Source organism: Clostridium sp. C8-1-8 (assembly GCF_009928445.1).
In the GTDB taxonomy this organism is placed as follows: domain Bacteria; phylum Bacillota; class Clostridia; order Clostridiales; family Clostridiaceae; genus Clostridium_AR.
The window spans coordinates 135,066-158,212 of the sequence record NZ_JAABNO010000004.1; the positions used below are offsets into that span (position 1 = coordinate 135,066).

The 23,147-nt window shown below is 31.5% G+C and carries 20 protein-coding genes and 1 tRNA gene; 16 read left to right on the forward strand and 5 right to left on the reverse strand.

The features are described from left to right. From GXK57_RS06120 to GXK57_RS06130, 3 genes are all read left to right on the forward strand, one after another. The gene (locus GXK57_RS06120) at positions 1–930 is read left to right on the forward strand and encodes a magnesium transporter CorA family protein (RefSeq protein ID WP_160673040.1); all 930 of its coding nucleotides are present in this window, start codon (positions 1–3) and stop codon (positions 928–930) included. Between the two features lie 232 nt (positions 931–1,162). Then, entirely contained in the window at positions 1,163–2,566 is a 1,404-nt protein-coding gene (locus tag GXK57_RS06125; protein WP_160673043.1) for an aminopeptidase, read from the forward strand. Between the two features lie 202 nt (positions 2,567–2,768). Then, positions 2,769–3,053, forward strand: a complete 285-nt coding sequence (locus tag GXK57_RS06130) for a phage holin (protein ID WP_160673046.1) — start codon at positions 2,769–2,771, stop codon at positions 3,051–3,053. A 290-nt stretch (positions 3,054–3,343) separates the two neighbouring features. Here GXK57_RS06130 and GXK57_RS06135 read toward each other — a convergent pair whose 3' ends face one another. Further along, positions 3,344–4,189: a PHP domain-containing protein gene (locus GXK57_RS06135; RefSeq protein WP_160673049.1), complete on the reverse strand. Its 846-nt coding sequence runs from the start codon at positions 4,187–4,189 to the stop codon at positions 3,344–3,346. 221 nt (positions 4,190–4,410) lie between these two features. On the opposite strand from GXK57_RS06135, the gene folE reads away from it, so the two are divergent. The 4 genes from folE (at position 4,411) to folK (ending at position 7,375) form a co-directional block, all read left to right on the forward strand. Further along, on the forward strand, positions 4,411–4,965 hold the full coding sequence (gene folE, locus GXK57_RS06140; RefSeq protein WP_347709083.1) for a GTP cyclohydrolase I FolE: 555 nt from the start codon (positions 4,411–4,413) through the stop codon (positions 4,963–4,965). A gap of 225 nt (positions 4,966–5,190) precedes the next feature. Continuing rightward, a complete protein-coding gene (locus GXK57_RS06145; RefSeq protein ID WP_160673055.1) occupies positions 5,191–5,664 on the forward strand; it encodes an HD domain-containing protein in 474 nt (157 codons plus the stop codon). 62 nt (positions 5,665–5,726) lie between these two features. Then, positions 5,727–6,533 carry a dihydropteroate synthase gene (folP, locus tag GXK57_RS06150; protein ID WP_160673058.1) on the forward strand — a complete coding sequence of 269 codons (807 nt, stop codon included), beginning with the start codon at positions 5,727–5,729 and terminating at the stop codon, positions 6,531–6,533. 17 nt (positions 6,534–6,550) lie between these two features. Next, complete coding sequence (gene folK / locus GXK57_RS06155) at positions 6,551–7,375, forward strand: 2-amino-4-hydroxy-6-hydroxymethyldihydropteridine diphosphokinase (protein ID WP_160673070.1); 825 nt, start codon at positions 6,551–6,553, stop codon at positions 7,373–7,375. Positions 7,376–7,467: 92 nt separating this feature from the next. On the opposite strand, the gene GXK57_RS06160 is transcribed toward folK, so the two are convergent. Beyond that, positions 7,468–7,932 (reverse strand): DUF4883 family protein, encoded by a 465-nt coding sequence (locus GXK57_RS06160; protein ID WP_160673073.1) that lies wholly within the window; start codon positions 7,930–7,932, stop codon positions 7,468–7,470. Positions 7,933–8,125: 193 nt separating this feature from the next. On the opposite strand from GXK57_RS06160, the gene GXK57_RS06165 reads away from it, so the two are divergent. After that, on the forward strand, positions 8,126–8,566 hold the full coding sequence (locus tag GXK57_RS06165) for a hypothetical protein (RefSeq protein ID WP_160673076.1): 441 nt from the start codon (positions 8,126–8,128) through the stop codon (positions 8,564–8,566). Between the two features lie 110 nt (positions 8,567–8,676). On the opposite strand, the gene GXK57_RS06170 is transcribed toward GXK57_RS06165, so the two are convergent. Continuing rightward, positions 8,677–9,129 carry a hypothetical protein gene (locus GXK57_RS06170; protein ID WP_160673079.1) on the reverse strand — a complete coding sequence of 151 codons (453 nt, stop codon included), beginning with the start codon at positions 9,127–9,129 and terminating at the stop codon, positions 8,677–8,679. 120 nt (positions 9,130–9,249) lie between these two features. Between GXK57_RS06170 and GXK57_RS06175 the strand changes: the two genes are divergently transcribed. The 5 genes from GXK57_RS06175 (at position 9,250) to GXK57_RS06195 (ending at position 16,619) form a co-directional block, all read left to right on the forward strand. After that, the gene (locus GXK57_RS06175; protein ID WP_160673082.1) at positions 9,250–10,287 is read left to right on the forward strand and encodes a pyruvate kinase; all 1,038 of its coding nucleotides are present in this window, start codon (positions 9,250–9,252) and stop codon (positions 10,285–10,287) included. A gap of 74 nt (positions 10,288–10,361) precedes the next feature. Beyond that, a complete protein-coding gene (locus tag GXK57_RS06180; protein ID WP_160673085.1) occupies positions 10,362–10,778 on the forward strand; it encodes a bacteriohemerythrin in 417 nt (138 codons plus the stop codon). 355 nt (positions 10,779–11,133) lie between these two features. Next, positions 11,134–12,384 (forward strand): DUF445 domain-containing protein, encoded by a 1,251-nt coding sequence (locus GXK57_RS06185; RefSeq protein ID WP_160673088.1) that lies wholly within the window; start codon positions 11,134–11,136, stop codon positions 12,382–12,384. Positions 12,385–12,820: 436 nt separating this feature from the next. Then, positions 12,821–14,608, forward strand: coding sequence for a GGDEF domain-containing protein (locus GXK57_RS06190; RefSeq protein ID WP_160673091.1), 1,788 nt, complete (start codon positions 12,821–12,823; stop codon positions 14,606–14,608). A 160-nt stretch (positions 14,609–14,768) separates the two neighbouring features. Further along, on the forward strand, positions 14,769–16,619 hold the full coding sequence (locus GXK57_RS06195) for a glycoside hydrolase family 13 protein (protein WP_160673094.1): 1,851 nt from the start codon (positions 14,769–14,771) through the stop codon (positions 16,617–16,619). Between the two features lie 8 nt (positions 16,620–16,627). Here GXK57_RS06195 and GXK57_RS06200 read toward each other — a convergent pair whose 3' ends face one another. Beyond that, positions 16,628–17,296, reverse strand: coding sequence for an AraC family transcriptional regulator (locus tag GXK57_RS06200; RefSeq protein WP_160673097.1), 669 nt, complete (start codon positions 17,294–17,296; stop codon positions 16,628–16,630). A gap of 668 nt (positions 17,297–17,964) precedes the next feature. On the opposite strand from GXK57_RS06200, the gene GXK57_RS06205 reads away from it, so the two are divergent. Beyond that, positions 17,965–19,995 (forward strand): amylo-alpha-1,6-glucosidase, encoded by a 2,031-nt coding sequence (locus GXK57_RS06205; protein ID WP_160673100.1) that lies wholly within the window; start codon positions 17,965–17,967, stop codon positions 19,993–19,995. 416 nt (positions 19,996–20,411) lie between these two features. On the opposite strand, the gene GXK57_RS06210 is transcribed toward GXK57_RS06205, so the two are convergent. Then, positions 20,412–20,493 (reverse strand) — tRNA-Leu (locus tag GXK57_RS06210). Positions 20,494–21,345: 852 nt separating this feature from the next. On the opposite strand from GXK57_RS06210, the gene GXK57_RS06215 reads away from it, so the two are divergent. Both GXK57_RS06215 and GXK57_RS06220 read left to right on the forward strand, forming a co-directional pair. Continuing rightward, positions 21,346–22,038: a hypothetical protein gene (locus GXK57_RS06215; RefSeq protein WP_128214741.1), complete on the forward strand. Its 693-nt coding sequence runs from the start codon at positions 21,346–21,348 to the stop codon at positions 22,036–22,038. Between the two features lie 26 nt (positions 22,039–22,064). Next, a complete protein-coding gene (locus GXK57_RS06220) occupies positions 22,065–23,066 on the forward strand; it encodes a GGGtGRT protein (RefSeq protein WP_160673103.1) in 1,002 nt (333 codons plus the stop codon). Positions 23,067–23,147: the final 81 nt, after the last annotated feature.

The window sequence follows — 23,147 nt, forward strand, 5'->3', positions numbered from 1 at the left end:
ATGATTGTGTATGATATTTGTAATAATTTAGATGTTGTGCAGGAATGGGAACTTGAGAGATCTTATTATTGGATTTGTTGCAACCAAAAAGAAGTACATGAACTTGAGGTTATTTTTTCTAAGGAAACTATAGAGGAGTGCCAAAACTTTAGACAGTATCCTAGGATTGATTATTATAAAAACTATACCTTTATGGTGTTTAACGCACTAGACAATGAAAGTTTAAAGATAATACCTAGGGAAATTGATATTTATTTAAGTAAAAGCTTTATCATTACTGTTTATAAAAATGAAGTAGAACTTATATCTAAGCTTTTAGAGGATATAGGAAGAGATAAGAACTGTTTTATATTAAAAGAAATTTGTAAACCTTACATAATATTGTATTATATTCTTGATAGGCTTATAATAAATAATTATAACATTATAGCAGATTTAGAAACAGAAGCTGATAAAATAGAGTTAGATATATTAAAGTCTCCTAAATCGAAGCATATAAGTAAAATTGTTTCCTTGAGAAGAGAAAGCTATAAGTTAAGAAAACTGTTGAATCCACTTCGCTACATAGGTGATGCACTTCTATTAAACGAAAATAATGTGATTGAAGAAGATAAAATGTACTTGTTTAAGAATTTAAACGATAAGATAGAAAAGTTACTGTCATCAATGGAAAGTTTAGGACAGGACCTAGCAATGGTAAGAGAAGCCTATGAAGCAGAGATTGCCAATAGGACTAATGATCTTATGAAGGTATTTACTATAATAACCGCAGTATTTTTACCTTTACAACTTATAACTGCAATTTTTGGAATGAGTTTTGAACATATACCTTTTAAATATGAGAAATATGCTTTTGAAGGATTGATAGGCACCATGGCTTTTCTTGTGGTAATACTTATGGGGATATTTAAGTGGAAAAGGTATTTATAGGTATATTGATAAAGTTTACTAAAGATATATAGGAATATATCTAGAATAAGACTTTGTGTGTATTAAGTTTTTGATATCTAAACAACTATATTCTATAATAATATAAAAGAAACATATACTATGATAATAGAATGTAAAAATATAGAACTGCAAGGGTTAATTTAAACATTGCAAAAAAATATTAGCGAAGGTCGTATTAGCGATTTTTATAGATATATGAGGAGAGGTTAGAATGACTAAGAAAGTACTTACTAGAGAGTTCCCAAATGCTTGGGATAAATATTCAGACGAAGATGTTACTAAGGTTTTTGAAGTTAGTGAAAGATATAAGAATTTTATGTCTAAGTGCAAAACTGAAAGAGAATGTGTTACAGAATTTATAAGAATGGCTGAAGAAAAGGGCTATAGAGATATAAAAGAAATTATATCAAAAGGTGAAACCCTAAAAGCTGGTGATAAGGTTTATGCTAACAATATGGGCAAAACTTTAGCAATGTTTGTTATAGGAAAAGAGGCTTTAGAAAAAGGTCTTACAATACTAGGTGCACATGTAGATTCACCTAGACTTGACGTAAAGCAAAACCCACTTTATGAGGATACAGATTTAGCTCTTTTAGAAACTCATTATTACGGTGGAGTTAAAAAGTATCAATGGGTAGCTATTCCTCTAGCTATACATGGAGTAGTTGTAAAGAAAGATGGTACTATTGTAGATGTAGTTATAGGTGAAGATGACAATGATCCTGTAGTTGGAATATCTGATTTGCTTATACATTTATCCGCTGATCAATTAGGTAAAAAAGGGGACAAAGTTGTTGAGGGAGAGGATCTTAATCTTTTAGTTGGAAGCAGACCTATAAAAGATAAGGATGCTAAGGAAAAAGTAAAAGAAAATATACTTGTTATACTTAATGAAAAGTACGATATAACAGAAGAGGATTTTGTTTCAGCAGAACTTGAAATAGTTCCAGCAGGTAAGGCTAGAGATTATGGTCTAGATAGAAGTATGGTAATGGCATATGGACATGATGATAGAATTTGTGCCTTCACTTCATTTGAAGCAATAGTTAAGTTAGAAGAAGTTGATAAAACTTGTGTTGCTTTATTTGTAGATAAAGAAGAAATAGGTAGCGTAGGAGCTACTGGAATGCATTCAAAATTCTTTGAAAATATAGTAGCTGAGGTTATGGATAGAGTAGGAGATTATAGCGAACTTAAGCTAAGAAGATGTTTAACTAATTCAAAGATGCTTTCTTCTGATGTTAGTGCAGCATTTGATCCAAACTATCCTTTAGTAATGGAAAAGAAGAATTCTGCTTTCTTTGGTAAAGGAGTAGTATTCAATAAGTATACTGGTTCAAGAGGAAAAGGTGGTTGCAACGATGCAAATCCAGAGTTCATAGCACAAATAAGAGCTATTATGGATAAACATAACGTAGCTTGGCAAACAGCTGAATTAGGAAAAGTAGATCAAGGCGGCGGTGGTACAATTGCCTATATACTTGCAGAGTATAATATGGAAGTAATTGACTGTGGTATAGCACTTCAAAACATGCATGCTCCTTGGGAAGTTGCATCTAAAGCAGATATCTATGAAGCTGTTAGAGGTTATGAAGCATTCTTATTAGAAGCTTAAAACTGATTTACTAATAAGTATAGAAAGTAATTGAATATATAGATAATAAGATAATAGACATAGATGATCTTTAAGATTGTCTATGTCTTTCTTACTGTCAACAATACCTATGATGGCAAAATCCATCATAAAATAATAATGAAATACACATTAATTTGCATATTGAATATAATGAAGTATAACAAATGAAGGAGGGGAAGTTATGGACAAATCAAGATTTAGAAATTACGGTTTATGGGTAGCAATAGCTGCATTAATCCCTATGGTTTTGCAGGGCTTTGGATTAGATATACTTCCTTCTAATTATAAGGATATAATAAATGCAATTTTGTCTATACTTGTAATGGCTGGTATTTTAAATGATCCAACAACTGTTGCAAAGTGGTTTTTAGATGATAAAAAGAAAGCTGAGGCTGAAAAGTCAGAAGAAGCCTATGATGAAATTACTCAGGCTACCATCTCAAGAGAAAATGAAGAGAAAAAATAATTAAGGTTCTGTTAAAGCACCGTGTTGAAATTAAGTGGTTAGTCATCCGATGCTTAGATGAGCTCGCTCATATAGCATCTCCTTCATAACCATTTAATTTCAACAATATTATTAAATATAGCCATAATTAAAGATGTAGTATAGTAGAATAGTGATAATAAGATAAATATAAGAGATTCCTAAATATAGGAATCTCTTATAATGCATAGAAACTTTTTGTTGTAAAACAAAGCATACAATTTTTTTGTTATATAAATCTAGTAATATGAGAAGGTTAGTATGGCTTGCTATTATATACAGTAGTCTTTATTGTAAAAATTCATAAAGTTATTAAAGTCAGCTGTGTCAATAGACATATCACCTATATCTCCATGCTTAGTATCACCTTCAGTAATACCATGGAAGTCAGAACCACAGGTGAAAAGAAGAGATTTATTTCTACATAAACTTGTCAAGCGAGCCTCATCTTTTTTAAAATTCATAAAGTATATGGCTTCTAAACCGTCAAAACCAAACTTTAATAAATCCTCAGGAGTGTTTTTCTTTAGGAGTACTGGATGAGCAAGTACTACAACAGCATTGTATTTTTTTAGAAGAGCTACACCTTCTTCAACAGTTATTATTTTATTAGGAACATAAGCAGGGCAGTCATTGCCTATTATTTTATCAAATATATATTCCCAAGAGTAATCATAACCTGCCTCTATTATGCTTTGTGCAATGTGAGGACGAGCAACGACTCCTTCACCTTTTTCCAGAACTCTTGCATAATCTAGTTCAATATCAAAATAAGTTTTTAATTTATCTACTATGCTTTTAGCTCTTTCCACCCTAGAAGTCTTAAGGTCTCTTAAAAACTTTTGTAAACTCTCATCTTTATAAGAATCATCTCTAAAATAACCTAACACATGGACGCTTTCTTTATTGTGGTTGCAGGAGAGCTCTATACCAGGTATTATTGTAATACCATGATTCTTTGAGGCTTCAATAGCCTCATCAATTCCTTCAGTGTTGTCATGATCTGTGATAGCTAAGAATTGTATTCCTTTTATACTTGCACGTTGTACAACTTCTGTAGGAGACATCTTTCCGTCAGAGGAAGTTGTATGACAGTGAAATTCTGCTTTTATATTCAAAAGAGGATCATTCCTTTCAAAACTATATATTTGAAGATATAACACTTCAATCCTAAATCCCTTATCAAAACTCCTATGGGGCTTAAGAGGAGAATTTGATAATATAAATTTTATTATGAAGTGGTACATCTATATCAGTATTTTTTGATATAATGATTTTAACATACATTTATGAATAAGTTAAAATAATTTTATTGAGTACGTTGCAGGAGGAAATAATGGTGGACAAAGAAAAGATAAAGCAAGCTGCAAGAATGATAATAGAAGCAATAGGTGAAGATGTAAATAGAGAAGGCTTAGTAGAAACTCCTGATAGAATAGCTAGGATGTATGAAGAGATTTTTTCTGGTATTGGGAAGGATGCTAAAGAATATCTTTCAAAGCAATTTACTGTGGAAGGAAATGATTTAGTATTAGAGAAAGATATTAATTTTTATTCTATGTGTGAACATCACTTTTTACCGTTCTATGGTAGAGTTCATATAGCTTATATACCAAATGGCAAGGTTACAGGGTTATCCAAGTTAGCTAGAACTGTAGATGTTTATGCTAAGAAGCCTCAACTTCAAGAGAGACTTACAGAGGAAATAGCTGATGCTATAATGAAGTTTTTAGATGCAAGTGGAGTTATGGTGGTTATAGAAGCAGAGCACATGTGCATGAGTATGAGAGGAATAAAGAAAGCTGGCAGTTGTACTGTTACAACTACTTATAGAGGAGAGTTCATTAATAATAATGAATTGAAGAATGAAGTTTTAACCCTAATAAGGCTTTAAATAAATCTCTTCACTATTCTTTAGAAAATAATATTTTAGATAAATCTGTGGATAAGTATGCTGGCATGGCTCAAATGTACATATGGAAGAAAGAATAAAAAAGAGAAAATATGGCGTCTTCCAGAACTTTTTCACATAGGTTTAGAAAAGGCAGATGCGTAAAAAGATTCAATAAAGAAGATGGCTTTAAAGAATTGTTTATTATTAAGAAACTATGGTGATAGTATGGATAAAGTAAATTATATACTAAAAAGCTTGAAATATAATGAATGTTTGACTAAGGTTAGAAACTATGAAGCTGATAGAATATTTTGTAAGCATGATTTAGATCATTTTTTAGATGTAGCTAGGATAGCCTATATAATGGTTTTAGAGGAAAAGCTAGATATTTCTAAGGAAATAGTTTATGCTACAGCTTTGCTCCATGATATAGGAAGATTTAAGCAGTACGAAGATGGTACGCCCCATCATGAAGCTTCATATAAGATAGCTGAGGAACTTTTAAAAGAAGCTGGATTTGATTATAGAGAGCAAAACATTATATTAGAAGCTATAATTAAACATAGAAATTCAGATGAAAATCAGTTTAATAAGATATTTTACAGAAGTGACAAGCTTTCAAGAGATTGCTATAATTGCAAGGCAACACTTTTATGTAACTGGAATGAAGAAAAAAGAAATATGAAAATAATATATTAAACATAGATTATGCTACTTTTTTGTAGTTTAATTAAGATATTTTCTGCATAAAGGAGTAAAGTATGTACATAGGAAATAAAGAATTTGACTTGGGGAAAAGGACCTATATAATGGGAATATTAAACTTGACACCGGATTCTTTTTCTGATGGAGGAAAGTTTAATTGTCGCAAAAATGCTATTGAGCATGCTAGTTTAATGCTTCAGCAAGGAGCTGATATAATTGATATAGGTGGAGAATCTACGAGACCTAATCATGAGCCTGTTGGAGAAGAGGAAGAATTAAAAAGAGTTATACCTATTATTAGGGACATAAGAGAAAGATTTGATGTGCCTATCTCTATAGATACCTATAAGGGAAAGGTAGCGGAAGAAGCTATTAAAGCTGGCGCGAACCTAATAAATGATGTTTGGGGACTTAAGAAGGATCCGTATATTGCTAAGGTTGCAGCAAAATACGAGGTTCCCTGTTGTCTTATGCATAATAGAGATAATACTGAATATGAAAATATAATAGAGGATATGATAAAAGAGCTTAAAGAGTCTATAGATATAGCTCTTAAGGCAGGGGTTAAAAGGGAGAAGATAATCCTTGATCCAGGAATAGGCTTTGGAAAGACTTATGAGCAAAACCTATATGTAATGAATAACTTGGAAAAACTTAATGTCTTAGGTTATCCTATGCTTTTAGGAACTTCAAGAAAATCAATGATTGGAAATACTTTAAATCTACCTGCAAATGAAAGAGTAGAAGGAACCGTGGCTACAACAGTTATAGGAATAATGAAAAAATATGATTTTGTCAGGGTTCACGATGTAAAAGAAAATAAAAGAGCAGCAGTTATGACTGATGCTATTGTAAGAGGTTAGCTTTAGGAGGAATTATTTTGGATAAACTTTATATTGAAAATCTAGAGATATTCGCAAAGCATGGTGTCTTTGGAGAAGAAAAAGCCTTAGGTCAAAAATTTGTAATATCATTAGAACTTTTCTTTGATGCAAGAGAAGCCGCAATAACAGGGGATTTAACTAAATCTGTTCATTACGGAGAGCTTTGTCATAAGCTTGAAAAAGAATTCCAGAGAGAAAGTTATGATCTAATAGAAACCGCTGCTGAGAAAACTGCAGAGTTTATATTACAAGAGTATGATATTTTAAAAGCTGTAAAAGTAATGATAAAGAAGCCATGGGCACCTATAGGTAAGCATCTTGAATATGCAGCTATTGAAATATATAGACAGTGGCATAAGGTATTTATAGCTCTAGGATCAAATATGGGGGATAAAAACTCTAACCTAACAGCAGCTATAGATAAGCTTAAAGAATCAAAGCACACTAAGGTAATTAAGGTTTCTAACTTTATAACTACCGAACCATGGGGCTATGAAAGTCAGGATAAGTTCTTGAATGGAGTAGCTGAAATATCAACAATACTTTCTCCTATAGAACTCATAAATTACCTTCTAGAGTTAGAAAAAGAATTGAAGAGAGAAAGAATAATAAAATGGGGACCTAGAACTATAGATCTAGATGTGCTTCTTTATGATGACATAATATCTTCTGAGGAAGCTATAGTTATTCCTCATCCTAGGATGCATGAAAGATTGTTTGTGATAGAACCCTTAGCTGAAATAGCTCCTTATGAATTTCATCCTGTTTTGAGAAAAAGAATTTTTGAAATTAAAGAGGAACTTTTAAGTAAGAGAAATTAATATAGATAAAGAATAAAGAGTTACTACTTCTTAACGGAATTTTCATTATTAAAGGCTCCTCTAATGGCTCAGAGGAGCCTTTAATAAAAACTCTATTTGTTAAAAACATATTTGCAAAAAGAATCCAATCTATAAGCAAGGGGAACCTTGTCCATATTGATAAAATCTTCTTCAAAAACTCCATCCCAAGGAAATATTGAGATAATATTGTCATCATATATATTTATAACATACTTATCTTTTGAGGTTTTTATAAACATTTTAAACTTCGGTTTGTCAGGAAGGTTGCCTGGCTTATTTATAAAGTTAGTACTTTTTAGAGATTTTACGAAGTCTAGTAATATCTTATCATCTTCTTCTTTAGGGTGAAGCTCTTTGTATACATCAGTATCAAAAGCAGAAATGCTAAACTTTTCAGTACTAATAAGCTTGTACATTTCTTCAGTATAGTAATGATTAGATGGTTTTTTCTTTAAATTTATGTACTGAGCATTAGAACATCCGATAAAAGTTGACGAAATAATTAAAACAAGAATCAGTGATAGAAGTTTTTTCATGAGACCTCCAATATCATAGTATTACCTTAAAATAATATGTATCCTTTTAGTTTAATAGAACATTTTATTAGTTTTAGAGTAATATATAGAGACACAAATTTTTTATTCTTTAGAAAATTATGTTGCCTTCTAGACTTTCCAAAGATATATTTGGAGAATCGGATGGCCAAAGATATATAAGGAGGAGCTCGGGGTGAAGTACGGACTAGATATAGAGAATAAAGATATTTCTTCTTTTGTAAATGAGATGCTTATAAAAAATGGACATGCAACTGTAAATTTCACTTTTGATAAAAATATGAAGTTTGGAGAGATGTTATTTAAAAAGGCACTTCTGGCCAATCAAACCAGAGTAGATTTATACTTAAATATTAATGATGAAATAAAAGATGTTGATATAATAGATGTGTATGTAAGCAATGAGGATGAAGTATTGACATTCTTGCATATATTTAAAAGAAAAATGGAGGAAATAGGCTTCCAGGAAGTTTGTATAAGAGATGGATCAGCATTATATCTATGTAAAAAGGTTAAAGCACCTACTATAATTATGAATATCAAATCTAATCTAATAGACATATCTAAAGGAGAATTTTGCAAAGCACTTTCTGAATGTTTAATTAACATAAGCTAATAATGTAGATCAATAAGTACAGATAAAATGTAGTTAAAAAAGATACCCACTTTTGTAGGATACATAGTTATAAGATTTAAGACCTAACATTAGGTGGGTATCATTAAATATCATTTTTTTTTATCGCACTCACAATTATCTTTCTCTTTAGCATCATCTTTATCTGGCTTATTATCACTCTTAACTCTGCTAATTAGAAATCCTACAGTAGAAAATAAGATGTTTCTGATTTCCCCTACTGCTGAATTAGTCTCATCAATGCTTGTCCAATAACCTATAATGCAGACAGATAAAGATAATACTGCCATAAATCCAGCTACTAAAACTTGAAATTTTTTATTTTTTATATTGTTATTGGGTATAATCTGGTTACCAAATATATATCCAAATATAGATGACATCACTGATCTTATGGTTTCATTTGAGGATGCAGAAAAGCTACCATTTGTAAAAATAGTGATGCATGTGTGAATAAAGGCAGTGAATCCCAACAGAGTTAAAAACCTCATTGCTAGACACTGAGAAAGCCAAAGCTTCTTTAATTTCACTATTTGTTTAAACATAGGCATCACCTTCTTAGATATAATATGTTCCGCAATAATATTTTGTTACTGATTTTAGACATAAATATGTGTTTTTTTTAATATTATAAAATTGAATTAATTTAATCTAGAAGGGGTTATATGCTAACAATCGCTACAATAGGACCTAAAGTAAGGACAAGACAAGATATAAAAAGGATTATAGGAGAAGGGGCAAACAGTATAAGAATAAATTTTTCACATTGTGACTATGACAATGTGGTAGAGATAATTAAATACATAAAGGGGAGCTTCCCTAGAGTATCTATAATTGGTGATATACAAGGTTATAAAGTAAGAGTAGGAAGATGCTTTGATAAGGTAGTAAAGGTAACTAATGATAATATATTGTATTTCTGTTCGGAAGATAAGTATAGTGATATATTAGAATTTTGGCAGCATAGAAATGAATTACTTGTTCCACTTAATATAAAGGAACAGGATTTAATTGAATGCTCAGTAAAAACTGTATTTATGAAAGACGGGAGCATGGAATTTGAGGTATTAAGTAAGCAGGGAGGCATACTTCAATGCAGAACTGTATGTGGAGGAGTAATTAGGGCAGAAAAAGGCTGTAACTTGCCAGGGCTGAATAGGAAGTCAAAAGAAGTAAATAAGAAAGACTTTAAGGATATAAAGTTTTGTGTAGATAATAAAGTAGACATTATTGTATATTCTTATGTGTATGATGAAAAGGATATTGATAACTTTATAGGAGTGGTAAAGGATCTTAATAAAGAACAAAGATATACCCCAAGGCTGTGGGCAAAGATAGAGACAGAAAAAGCGATAAACAACATAAAATTAATAGCATCAAAAGTGGATGGAGTGGTGTTAGGGCGGGGAGATTTACTTCCAGAGACTAATATATATAAAATGGCTCTCTATCAGCATAACTTTATAAGAGCTATGAAGAATAGTTCTAAGGATGTTATAATAGCAACTCATGTACTAGACTCTTTGAAAGAACAAGAAAAACCAACAGTAAATGAGATGAATGATATTTTTTATTGCATTGGTGGAGGTGTAAGTGGTTTTATGCTTACTGGTGAAACCTCGATAGGTATTGATCCGTTAAATGCCATAAGAGTACTAAGAAGAGCAACAGAGTTTTATTCCAAGGTATTCAAAAAAAGCTAATAACTATCCACTGATTAATGAGTAGAGATTCTGTTATAATGAATTCACTAGCATTAATCAGGAGGAATTAAATTATGTTGCAATGGAAAGATTCTTATAGTGTAAATGTACAAGTAATAGATGATCAACATAAACAGTTATTTGCTATAGCGGAAAAACTAATGGACTTAATTAAGAGCAGTTCAGAGGAAGAAGATCGTTATGAAGAAATAAGAGAAGTGTTAAATGAGCTTAAGAACTACACTGAATATCACTTTGACTATGAAGAACAGCTTTTACGTCGAAATGGATATGATATCGTTGATGACCATAAAGTGCAGCATGAGGAGTTCATAGGAAAACTTTCTGACTTACAAAAGCAAGACATATACATAAAGCAAAAGAATGCTATGATGAACATATTAACATTTCTAATTGATTGGATAAGTGAACATATAGTTAAAGAAGATATAAGTTATGGTAAGTTTTTGAATGCAAAAGGCATATTTTAATAAATATTAAAATATGGCTTTGTAAAAATACTATGTTGAAATTAAGTTGTCAACAATATTCTTGAGCATAGCCTAAATTAATATGAAATCACTGAAGGAGTTTGCTTCAGTGATTTTTTCGTTTTGTTATAATAATTCGTTTTAGAGTGTGAAGAATGAGAGTATAATGTATCTTAATGAAATTTATTATAGAATAGGATATAGTATAATAAAATGAAGTTTGTATACTGATACAGTTAAAGAGTTCCTATATAGAAACTTAATTTATGATTGTTCTAAAATCTTGCCTTCTGAGAATTTTAGGTTATGTATAAATTAATAGTTCAGTTAGGAACCTGTAAGAAGGAGTATAAATATGAAGATAAAAACTTACCAAAAGGCCTCAATATCATTAGTTATAATGCTTATTGGCTTTATAGCAACTATATTTTTTAATAATAACTCAATAATCTTTTTACTTCAAAGCGGCTTTGAAGCTGGTTTAGTTGGAGGACTTGCTGACTGGTTTGCGGTAACAGCTCTTTTTCGTCACCCACTAGGGGTGCCTATTCCACATACTGCGCTCTTGCCGAAGAATAGAGAACGTATAACCATGGCTTTAGTTTCTATAGTGAAAGATGATTTGCTAAGTAAAGCTAGTGTAATTCAAAGAGTGGAAAAAATTAATTTTTCTAAAAAGTTCTTAGGTATATGCAGAAAAGGCATATATACAGAGCAATTTAGAGCAGGATTACTCAGTATAATAGAAAGAGTGAAGAATTCAGTTGAAATAGAAGAAATTTCAATACATATAAATAAATATATAAGTGATTATTTATCTAGGGTAGATACCAAAAATGTTGTTGAAGAATTAATTGAAGAAGGTTTAAGTCATGACTATCAGGATAAGCTTATAGATATTCTTATAGAAAAGGTTGGAGAAGCAGTAAAGAGGGAAGATGTAAGAAGAGAAATAGCAGCAACATCTGTCAATGCTGTTAAGAAGGTTCAAAAAAAAGGTATGCTTCAGTTTACTCTTAATACAGTAGTTGGAATTATTGGAGAAGATAAGATTGGAAGCACCATTCAAGAATTTATACTGCTTATACTTAAAGAATTAGAGGAAATTAATAATCCTACAAGGGTAATGCTTATTGAATCTATTAATGATAATATAAGACAACTAACTGATGATGATGGTTTTGTAGAAAAGATAGATAATTATAAGATGGAATTAAGCAATAGTGATAGGTTTAAAGAAATTTCCTTGAGTATATTAAAAGATGCTGAAGATAAGATTTTGTATTATTTTAATGACGAAGTATCAATGAAGGAAAATATATTACCTTTTATAGATAACCTACTCATAAATATAGCAGAAGATAAGGAACTCATAGATAAACTAGAAAAAGATATCCGAGGCCAAATATCAAACTATATAGATGAAAACCATGAAAAGATAGGGTTGTTAGTTAAAGAAAATATAGAAAAGCTAGATACAGAAACCTTGGTCGATTTGATTGAAGATAAAGTAGGAAGCGACCTTCAATGGATAAGAATCAATGGTGCAATCTGTGGCTTTCTAATAGGTTTAGTGCTTGGAGGAATCAAATTACTTGTGGTCTAGAGTTTTATAAAATATATTTTCTCCAAGAAAAAATATAATATTTCATAATTAGTTACGAAGAAAGAGGCTATGCTAAGAAGGAAGAGAAACACCTTCATTAGCATAGCCTATATTTATTATTTAGTAATTCGTCATAAAGGGAAAATTAGCCAAAGTATAATGAAAAATAAAAATTATGTCTCATGCTAGAATTTATTCATATACGTTCAGAAAAGTAAGATACTAATAGCAGCTTCTCTTAAATTAACTTTTTTTACATGAAATTAACTTAAATAACAATAAGCCTTAATGAAGCTATGGTAGATTTTAAATGTATTAAAATTTAGTGCTAAGAAAATAGTAGGTTTCTAAAATATCTGAGCAGTATATCAGAATATGCGTGGATATAGTTTGATTATTAGAGACCGTAATGAAAACCTATGAGGAGATTACTTATATGATAAATGAGTTAGTGGAGATTTCAAATTATAGTGAGGTGGATGAATTGGAAAGTATACTTGATAATAAAGATATCTACACAGTATATCAACCTATTGTTTCACTGTTAGATGCTACTATCATAGGCTATGAGGCTTTGAGTAGAGGGCCTGAGGAGTCACCGTTGCAGAGTCCAGATAAACTATTTAAAGCTGCTCAAACTTACAAAAAAACTTGGGAACTAGAACAACTATGTAGAATAAAAGCTATTGAACGTGCTTCTAATATTGAAAAAGATAGGCATCTATTTATAAATGTAGATCCTCATATTTTTAAGGATGAAAAATTTAAGAAAGGTTTTACTAAGGAATTTCTTTTAGCAAACAATGTATCACCGGACTGTATAGTATTTGAAATAACTGAAAAAACCTGTATAGAAGATTATAAAGGATTTAGGCAAGCTCTTGATAATTATGTGGATCAAGGCTATAAGATTGCTGTTGATGATACTGGTTCAGGCTATTCGGGTCTTAAAATGTTAAACGAGACTAAGCCCCATTTTATTAAAATCGATATGGATTTAATCAGAAATGTGAACACCGATTCGTTTAAACAATCTCTAATAGAGTGTTTTGTAAAGCTTTCTGATGCAACTAATATGAAGCTCATAGCTGAAGGTATAGAAACAGAAGAGGAATTGAAGACTCTAATAAGCTTAGGAGTATATGCTGGACAAGGCTTTTTTATAGCAAGACCAGCTGGAACCTTTTTAGATATTTCTAGATCTGTAAGGGATCTTATTATAAGATGTAATAAGCTTAAAAGTAATATGCATAACAGTAATTACTCTAATCACATAGGGGAAATAGTTAGATACGACAAGCCTTTTAGTCCTGACACACATTGTAAAGTGGTGAAAGAGTACTTTGATGAAAATGACATTACCGGTGCTTGCATTGTGGAGGATCAAGTTCCAGTAGGACTTATTATGAAGCATACCTTGGATTCTGCTCTTGCTACCCAATTTGGGGTTGCCGTATTTACTAAGAGGCCAGTATCCTTGGTTATGGATGATAAGCCGCTGATAGTAGACTATTATACCCCAGTTAATGAAGTGTCTAGACTAGCTATGGCTAGAAAAACTAAGAATATATATGATTATATAATTGTAACTAATAATGGCAAGTATAGCGGAATTGTTTCGATAAAGTCTTTGCTTAACTACAATATGATGCTGGAATGCAATTATGCAAGGCAGCTTAATCCTCTTACAGAACTACCTGGAAACATGGTTATAGAAAATACTATAAATAATGTTATTAAGACTGAGCGTACATACTGTATTCTTTATTTAGATTTAGATAATTTTAAAGTATACAATGATACATATGGGTTCGAGAATGGAGATAAGATTATTAAATTTGCAGCTCAGTTGATAAACTCTAAGATAAAAGCTCTTTTCCCTTACAATGGATTTGTCGGCCATATTGGTGGAGATGATTTTGTATGTATAATAGAAAACCCCATTGAGGAGTGTAAAAAAATATGTGATGAAATTATAACTAGCTTTGACAAAGGGGTTCTAAATTATTTCAATGAAAAAGATAAGAATAATAAATATATAGAAGCAGTAAGTAGAAGTGGGAACATTGAAAAGCTTCCTATTACCTCGTTATCAATCGCAGGCTTGTTTGGTATATTTAATAGTTTTTCTAATCCGGAGGAGGTAGGATTATATGTAGCTTCTATAAAAAAAGAGGTTAAGCGAGTTTCTGGTAGTTGTTATTTACTTAAAGAAGTAACTTAATATATAAGTTTTCTAAGAAAATCCCTTAGGGATTTTTTTCTTTTTCAAATAAAACTTACATTAAATATATACAATAAATATTACTAATATACAAATATGGATTGATTATTTTGCTAGAATAAAGGTGAAAAAGTTGAAAAAAATAATCAGGGGTGATTTTATGAGTATGAAAGATAGTATAACTAAAGAGGCAATATATCATTTACCAAAAAGTAATTTTAGTTATGGATATGATAGAGAAACGCTTCATTTAAGAATTAGAACTAAAAAAGGTGAAGTAAAAAAAGCCTTTTTAAGAGTAGGAGATCCTTATATATGGGAAGCTGGAGGAGCTGATGGTGGTAATTTAAATGCAAAGGGGTCTGTTTGGTCAAGCGCAGAAAACTTTGAGATGATAAAAGAGGCTGAAACAGAATATTTTGATTACTGGTTTGCTGAGTATAAACCTCCATACAAGCGTTCAAGATATGCGTTTATATTAGAGAATGAATCAGAAAGATTGTTAGTTACAGAGAGAAAGATATTTAATCTTCCAATGGGTGAATTAGATGAAGATATAGAAGAGCTATCTAATCCAATGAACTTTTTCTGTTTTCCTTATTTAAATGGTATTGATGTAGCCAATACTCCAAAATGGGTTAAAGATACAGTATGGTATCAGATATTTCCTGACAGATTTGCCAATGGGGATCATTCTATAGATCCTGAAGATGTAGCACCATGGGGCGCGGAGCCTACGTCCAATAATTTTATGGGTGGAGACTTAAGAGGTGTAATAGATAAGCTTGATTACCTAAAAGACTTAGGGATAAACGGTATCTACTTCTGTCCAATATTTACTGCAAGCGCAAATCATAGATACGATACAATAGATTACATGGAAATAGATCCAAGACTAGGAACCAAAGAAACCTTTAAAGAATTGGTAGAAGAGGCACACAAAAGAGGAATAAAGATAATGCTTGATGCTGTATTTAATCATGCTGGTTTTTTATCAAAACAGTGGCAGGATGTGCTTAAAAACGAAGAAAATTCAGAGTATAAGGACTGGTTCCATATAAAGAAGTTCCCAGTGAAGGAATGCCTGGTCGAGGGAAATATAAATGGAAAGAAGCTGAATTACGAAACTTTTGGTACTGTATTTGCTATGCCAAAGCTAGATACAGAAAATCCAGAGGTTAAAGAATATTTACTTGAAGTAGGTAGATATTGGGTTAAGGAATTTGATATTGATGCTTGGAGATTAGATGTTGCCAACGAGGTAGATCATTCCTTTTGGAGAGATTTTAGAAATGAACTTAGAAAGATCAAAGATGATGTTTATATCTTAGGTGAAATATGGCATGATAGTCTACCTTGGGTAATGGGAGATCAGTTTGATGCAATTATGAACTATAAGCTTACAGATGGAATAAATGGATTCTTCTGTGAGGATATCTTTAATGGAGAAGAGTTTAAGCATATAGTAAATCAAGTACTCATAAGCTATCCAAGACAAGTAAATGAAGTCAATTTCAATTTATTAGATAGCCATGATACTTCAAGAATTCTTTCTATAGCAAAAGGAAATAAAGCTAAAGCAAAATTAGCATACCTATTTATGTTTACTCAACCAGGTTCACCTTGTATATATTACGGTGATGAAATTGGGTTAGATGGTGAGAAAGGTCATTATTCTGACCTAAATAGAAGATGCATGATATGGGAAGAAGAAAAACAAGATAGAGAATTATATGCCTTTATAAAAAAATTAATAGAAATAAGAGCAAAAACACCAGATTTCAAAATCATAGATATAGATTGGTTAGAAGCTGGTAGCTCAACAAAATTTGTAGCTTTTAGAAAAGGTGCTGTTACTGTGATTATTAATAACTCAGATGAAGCTAAAGCATATCATCTTCCTAATAATCTTAGAAATACATCAGTTTATGATTTATATTTAGATAAAGCAGTTGAGTTAGAAGATGAAATCATATTAAAGCCTTATGAGTTTAAAATTTTAAAAAAGTAATATAGTGATTAGTAGTTTTTATTCCTAAACTCAGTAGGGGATACACCGACAAGTGTTTTAAAGGTTTTACTAAAATGGCTTTGATCATAAAAGCCTAATAAAGAGCCTATTTCTAAAATACTTTTGTCGGTGTTTAATAAAAGATGCTTGGCTCTATCTATCTTAATTTGCTTTGCATATTTCATAATAGATGTACCCATATACTTATTGAAGCTTTCAGAAGCATAGCCAATAGAGACCCCTAAGGCTTTGGATAAAGTCTCAAGAGATACATAACTTTCAATATTGATATGAAGGTATTGAAGAATTTTATTAACTATGAAGTTATCTTTTATCTCCACATCATTTATCATAATGTCTAGATAGGTGTCTATAAAATCAAGTTCTAATTGCTGTAGCTCAAGCAGAGTGGAGAGTGTGTGAATTTTCTCGTAGTATTTATTGTAAACCGTATGAAGATATTTTTTTGAAACACCACTCTTAACTATTTCTCTTATATATACTGCATTCCATATCAATAAATCATTTCTCTTATCTTCTACTGACAGAGAAATTTCTTTTTCAGTAGTATGTTTCTCCATTATTTTATCAAAAATCTCAGGCTTAGCTTTGCAGTCGATAAGGAAAAATATATCGTCTATAAAGAGATAAATATCAGATTTGAAAAATTCATCCATTAATACTCCAACCTTTCTTTTAAATATCTATTAGTAAGCTCAATTTAGCAAATAAGTTCTAGTAATTTCAATCCTCTGTTTTAACAAAGTCTATTGTTTATATAGCAGTTTAAAATTTAATAAATATAAAACCTTCGCAGATACACTGTCTTAACTTTGGACATTAAACTAAATTATATTACAAATATACAAAAAAAAATAAAAATATACAACTGTTTTCAAATATATTTAGTAGAATGAATTTTATAATGACTTTAATAGGATGTTAAAACACTTTGTTTATCATAGACGGGGTTATTATCTAATACTTTAACAAACTTAAGTTAATTATAGATATAAGTTGATTGAAAACCTAGTTATGAAGTTATAGGATTCCTATATTGAGACTAAATTACGCTTGTTTGATAATAGCTGCTCCTGGGGATTATCTGGTGCGTATAACTTAATAGTTGACTTATGAATCCTATATAAAATTTAATTTAAATATGTTAGACAATCCGGACTTCTTAGGATTATAGAGTATGCATCAATTAATAGCTGAAGTTGGAGGCTTATTAGTTCTAAAAAGGTTTATTTATAAAGCTATTAAAATAAGAAAACTATAACCAGCTAATTCATTAAACAAATTAAATATAACTTATACAAAGATTTATGAGAGGAGTAAATATATGAATAAATATAGGTTTGGTAAAAGCAACTGGAGAAAATTAAGTGAAGGAATAGAAAAAGAATGGATACTTACTAATGGTATTGGTGGGTTTGCCAATGGGACAATAGTTGGGGATAACAGCAGAATATTTAGTGGATATCTTATAGCATCTTTAAAGCCTCCAGTAGATAGAAAGAACATATTAGCTAAAACTCAAGAAAGAGTTATAGTAAATGGAAAAGAAATAGATTTAGCTTGTCAACAGTATGTAGGTTATGAAAAAGAGGGACATAAATATCTTGAAAGTTTTGAAATAGATATAGTTCCTACCTTTAGGTATCAGGTGGACGACATAAGCATTAAGAAGACGATTTCGATGGAATATGGTAAAAACACAGTTGTAGTTTGCTATGAAGTTGAAAATGGAATAGATGAAATAGAGTTTAAAGTTACACCTCTCTTTGCTTGTAGAGATTTTGGAAGTACCAATGAAAAAGCTGATTTAAAGTTTGATGTTAAGCTAGACAAGAATACTCTTTCTCTTAAGAAGCATTCTGAAGCTGAGCTTGATGTAAAGTTTTATTCTTCTTGTGGTAATTATTATGATAGAAGTAAGATACCAACAAGCATGGCTACTCCTAATTATCTTATAGAAGAAAATCAGTTTTATGCTATAGACAACAGAAACGGGTTTTTAGGCTTAGACAATCATTTTACTCCTTATGATATCGTTGTAACCTTAAATCCTAGAGAAATAAAGAAATTTTTTGTGAAATGTACTATTGAGGAAGTGGATGATAAAGATGGTTTTTCTATATTAGAAGCTTATAAAAATAGAATTAATGGGTTAATTGATAAGCAGAATTGTAAGGATGATTTTGCAAATAGGCTAGCTCAAGCAGCAGATAACTTTATTGTAAAAAGAGAATCCACAGGTCTTAAAACTATACTTGCAGGCTTTCCATGGTTTGCAGACTGGGGAAGGGATACAATGATAGCCCTTCAAGGACTAACTTTGTGTACTGGCAGATTTGAGGATAATAAAGAAATATTAGAGTCCTTTTCCTTATATGTAAAGAACGGATTGATACCTAACGTTTTTCCTAATGATTCTAAGGATGCCCCTGGATACAACACTGTAGATGCTTCCTTATGGTATTTTTATTCTGTAGATAAGTTCCTTAACTATACAGGTAAAGACGAGGATTATGAATTTATAAGAGAAAAAATCTATCCTAAACTAAAGGAAATAGTAGAAGCTTATAAAAATGGAACAGATTTCTCAATTAAGATGGATGTAGATGGACTAATCTGCGCAGGAAGTAATTTAGACCAAGTAACCTGGATGGATGTTAGAGTAGGAGACTGGGTAGTAACACCAAGACACGGTAAACCAGTAGAAATAAATGCTTTATGGTATAATGCTTTGAAGGTTATGGAAAAGTTATCAAAACACTTTGAGGAAGAGACTATGAGCGTAAAATATCTTGAGCTTTCAGAAAAAGTAAAGAAATCTTTCAATGAAAAGTTTTGGAATGAAGAAGACAAATGCCTTTATGATGTAGTGGATGAAAATGACTCAAAGATAAGACCTAATCAAATCTGGGCAGTTTCCTTGCCTTATACAATGTTAGACCGTGAAAAGGAAAAAAATATTGTTGAAACAGTATATAAATATCTTTATACAAGTTACGGCTTACGCTCCTTAGCTTATACCGATGAAGAGTACAAACCGCAGTATATAGGAAAGCTAATAAACCGTGATTCGGCTTATCATATGGGAACCAGCTGGGCTTTTCCAATAGGAGGGTTTATAACAGCATATTGTAAGGTATATGATCATTCTCCTAAGGCTATTGAAAAAGCAAATGAAATGTGTAAGCTTTTTGATGACCATATGCATGATGGTTGTATAAATGGAATTGCAGAAATATTTGATGGTAGTTTTACTTGTACAAGTAGAGGCTGCTACAGTCAAGCCTGGAGTGTTGGGGAAGTTCTAAGAGCTTATATGGAGGATGTATTACCTTTTCTAAACAGTAATAATTAGAACTTTTCATAAATTTACAATGTTAAGTTTCTTATTGAGTAGATAGGAGGCTTAGCATTTTTTATGTGTTCATTGGTTATGGAACTTTAGATAAAAAGTTCATATATTGAAACTTAATTTATACGTGCTCGGAAATAGCTGGTCCTTAGAATTTTTGTTCATATGTAAATTAATAGTTCTATAAAGGTTGTATAGTTAGTTACTTAAAAGATACCTGCAGCAAGGTTGGTATAAATATAGTGAAAGTATAGCTTATAAGCTATACTTTTATTTTAAAATTTGGCTAAGATCAAAACAGTACTTTAACAGAGGCTAAAATTTAAGGCCTGTTTACTAAATATTGAGGTTAAGCTTTTAATTATATAGAAAAATAATAAAACAAAAAAGAGAAAGTGAGTATATCACTTTCTCTTTTTTGGTGCCGATGGTGGGATTCGAACCCACATGGTTTCCCGCTCGATTTTGAGTCGAGTGCGTCTGCCGTTCCGCCACATCGGCAAGCAACATGATTATATTATCATAAATATTAACATAGTGCAACAATTTTTTGCTCTTTTGAATATTTATTTCTCCATTAAAGGTGCAAATAAGTACTACAATAGGCTTAGATACTAGCCTAAGCAAGAGAATAAAAAAGAAGGCTCTGTTAAAACAGTATTAAAATTAAGTGTAGTAAAGAGCAAGAATCTATTATCTTATGAACATTACTTTTTGCAATATAAGAAAAGTTAGTTTGGAAAAAGCCTTTTAGAAAATACTCACAATAATTTTCTATAAAATAAATTAACTAGCGATATAAAAGAAGGAGGTTTAGTTGAAAATAGTAAATAGAAATTGCTAAAGCTATAAATTAAAACTTTATTAATTTCATTATTGTCTGTTATATAATGAGTTTAATGGAATATAATAGGTGCTATAAACTATAAATTAGCCTTTTTAAGAACTGTAAATACTTAGTCTAGTTAGGGTAAACACTGTAATAAGCGAAATTTGTGGAAAAATTTTTAGAAATATATTGTTACTAAGGGTTAGTTTTGCTAGAATATATGTGGGGAACGAAATATATCCCAGTGGGATCTTTTTTAACCCAGCATTAAGAATGCCTTGGTATTTTCAATACAGCCCAGTTTTGAAATACCGATATAATAGGCTTAGAATTTTAGGTAGCTAATTAATTATTTTTATTTGAGGTGGACAAGTTATGATTTTAGATCAGTTCACATTTTAAGTATTTGCTTAAGGCAAATAAGTTAATTTGAGAATAGGTTATAAAATGTAATATGTTTATCTAGATAGAGGCTACAACAAGCGTTTGAAATTCTTTATTAATATTAAGGAGGAGAAAACAAAATGATGTATTCAAAAGAAGTTGAAGAAATGTGTGTAGTTGCAAAAGGCCCTAACCACGGAGCAGCTCCAATTCCTGTAGAAGGAAAATGGGTACAAGCAAAAGAAGTTACAGATATATCAGCATTAACTCACGGAGTAGGCTGGTGTGCACCTCAACAAGGAGCTTGTAAATTAACTTTAAACGTTAAGGATGGTATAATCCAAGAAGCTTTAGTTGAAACAATAGGATGTTCAGGTATGACTCACTCAGCTGCTATGGCATCTGAAATATTACCTGGAAAGACTATATTAGAAGCATTAAACACAGACTTAGTTTGTGATGCTATAAATACAGCAATGAGAGAATTATTCCTTCAAATAGTTTACGGAAGATCACAAAGTGCTTTCTCAGAAGGCGGACTTCCAATAGGTGCTGGTCTTGAAGACTTAGGAAAAGGACTTAGAAGCCAAGTTGGTACTATGTACGGAACATTAGCTAAGGGTCCAAGATACCTTGAAATGGCTGAAGGTTATGTTACAAATGTAGCTCTAGATGAAGCTGGAGAAATAATCGGATACAAGTTTGTTAACCTTGGAAAAATGATGGAAGCTGTAGCTAAGGGAACTGACGCTCAAGCTGCTTTAGAAGGTGCAACAGGACAATACGGAAGATTCGATGAAGCTGCTAAAGTAATTGACCCAAGACATGCATAATTAAGTGGATGAAGGAGGAGAAAGAAATGGCATTATTTGAAAGTTATGAAAGAAGAATAGGACAAATAACACCTGTATTAGAAAAGTATGGTATAAAATCATTAGAAGAAGCTAGACAACTTTGTGTTGATTTAGGGTTCGATCCATATACAATAGTAAGAGAAACTCAACCAATAGCATTTGAAAACGCTGGTTGGGCATATGTATTAGGTGCTGCTATAGCAATAAAATCAAACTGCACAAAAGCTGCTGATGCTTCAAAAGCAATCGGTGAAGGTCTTCAAGCATTCTGTATCCCTGGATCAGTTGCTGACGACAGAAAAGTTGGTTTAGGTCATGGTAACCTAGGATCAATGCTTTTAAGCGAAGAAACTAAATGTTTTGCTTTCTTAGCAGGACATGAATCATTTGCTGCTGCAGAAGGTGCTATAAAGATAGCTGAAAAAGCTAACAAAGTAAGAAAAGAGCCATTAAGAGTTATACTTAACGGTCTTGGAAAAGATGCAGCTCAAATAATATCAAGAATCAATGGATTCACATATGTTCAAACTAAGTTTGACTACTACACTGGAGAATTAGCAATAGTTAGAGAAGTTGCTTACTCAAAGGGACCAAGAGCTAAGGTTAGATGCTACGGTGCAGATGACGTTAGAGAAGGTGTTGCTATAATGCACAAAGAGGGCGTTGACGTATCAATAACTGGTAACTCAACTAACCCAACAAGATTCCAACATCCAGTTGCTGGAACTTACAAGAAAGAAATGATTGATCTAGGAAAGAAATACTTCTCAGTTGCATCAGGCGGTGGTACTGGAAGAACTCTTCACCCAGACAACATGGCAGCAGGTCCAGCTTCATACGGTATGACAGATACTATGGGAAGAATGCACTCAGATGCACAATTCGCAGGATCATCATCAGTTCCAGCTCACGTTGAAATGATGGGTCTTATCGGAATGGGTAACAACCCAATGGTTGGAGCAACAGTTGCAGTAGCAGTTGCTGTTGAAGAAGCTTTAACTAAGTAATTAGTAAATATATCAGGTCTTGTATTTAGCCCTAAACAGGCTTTATACAAGGCTTTTTTCATATAATTAACTATACTCAAA

What these genes read in the sequence shown, in the direction of transcription:
- GXK57_RS06120 (WP_160673040.1), top strand. Translation starts at nt 1, where the DNA reads ATGATTGTGTATGATATTTGTAATAATTTAGATGTTGTGCAGGAATGG.
- GXK57_RS06125 (WP_160673043.1), top strand. Translation starts at nt 1,163, where the DNA reads ATGACTAAGAAAGTACTTACTAGAGAGTTCCCAAATGCTTGGGATAAA.
- GXK57_RS06130 (WP_160673046.1), top strand. Translation starts at nt 2,769, where the DNA reads ATGGACAAATCAAGATTTAGAAATTACGGTTTATGGGTAGCAATAGCT.
- GXK57_RS06145 (WP_160673055.1), top strand. Translation starts at nt 5,191, where the DNA reads ATGGATAAAGTAAATTATATACTAAAAAGCTTGAAATATAATGAATGT.
- folP (WP_160673058.1), top strand. Translation starts at nt 5,727, where the DNA reads ATGTACATAGGAAATAAAGAATTTGACTTGGGGAAAAGGACCTATATA.
- GXK57_RS06160 (WP_160673073.1), bottom strand. Translation starts at nt 7,932, where the DNA reads ATGAAAAAACTTCTATCACTGATTCTTGTTTTAATTATTTCGTCAACT.
- GXK57_RS06170 (WP_160673079.1), bottom strand. Translation starts at nt 9,129, where the DNA reads ATGTTTAAACAAATAGTGAAATTAAAGAAGCTTTGGCTTTCTCAGTGT.
- GXK57_RS06175 (WP_160673082.1), top strand. Translation starts at nt 9,250, where the DNA reads ATGCTAACAATCGCTACAATAGGACCTAAAGTAAGGACAAGACAAGAT.
- GXK57_RS06180 (WP_160673085.1), top strand. Translation starts at nt 10,362, where the DNA reads ATGTTGCAATGGAAAGATTCTTATAGTGTAAATGTACAAGTAATAGAT.
- GXK57_RS06185 (WP_160673088.1), top strand. Translation starts at nt 11,134, where the DNA reads ATGAAGATAAAAACTTACCAAAAGGCCTCAATATCATTAGTTATAATG.
- GXK57_RS06190 (WP_160673091.1), top strand. Translation starts at nt 12,821, where the DNA reads ATGATAAATGAGTTAGTGGAGATTTCAAATTATAGTGAGGTGGATGAA.
- GXK57_RS06195 (WP_160673094.1), top strand. Translation starts at nt 14,769, where the DNA reads ATGAGTATGAAAGATAGTATAACTAAAGAGGCAATATATCATTTACCA.
- GXK57_RS06200 (WP_160673097.1), bottom strand. Translation starts at nt 17,296, where the DNA reads ATGGATGAATTTTTCAAATCTGATATTTATCTCTTTATAGACGATATA.
- GXK57_RS06205 (WP_160673100.1), top strand. Translation starts at nt 17,965, where the DNA reads ATGAATAAATATAGGTTTGGTAAAAGCAACTGGAGAAAATTAAGTGAA.
- GXK57_RS06215 (WP_128214741.1), top strand. Translation starts at nt 21,346, where the DNA reads ATGATGTATTCAAAAGAAGTTGAAGAAATGTGTGTAGTTGCAAAAGGC.
- GXK57_RS06220 (WP_160673103.1), top strand. Translation starts at nt 22,065, where the DNA reads ATGGCATTATTTGAAAGTTATGAAAGAAGAATAGGACAAATAACACCT.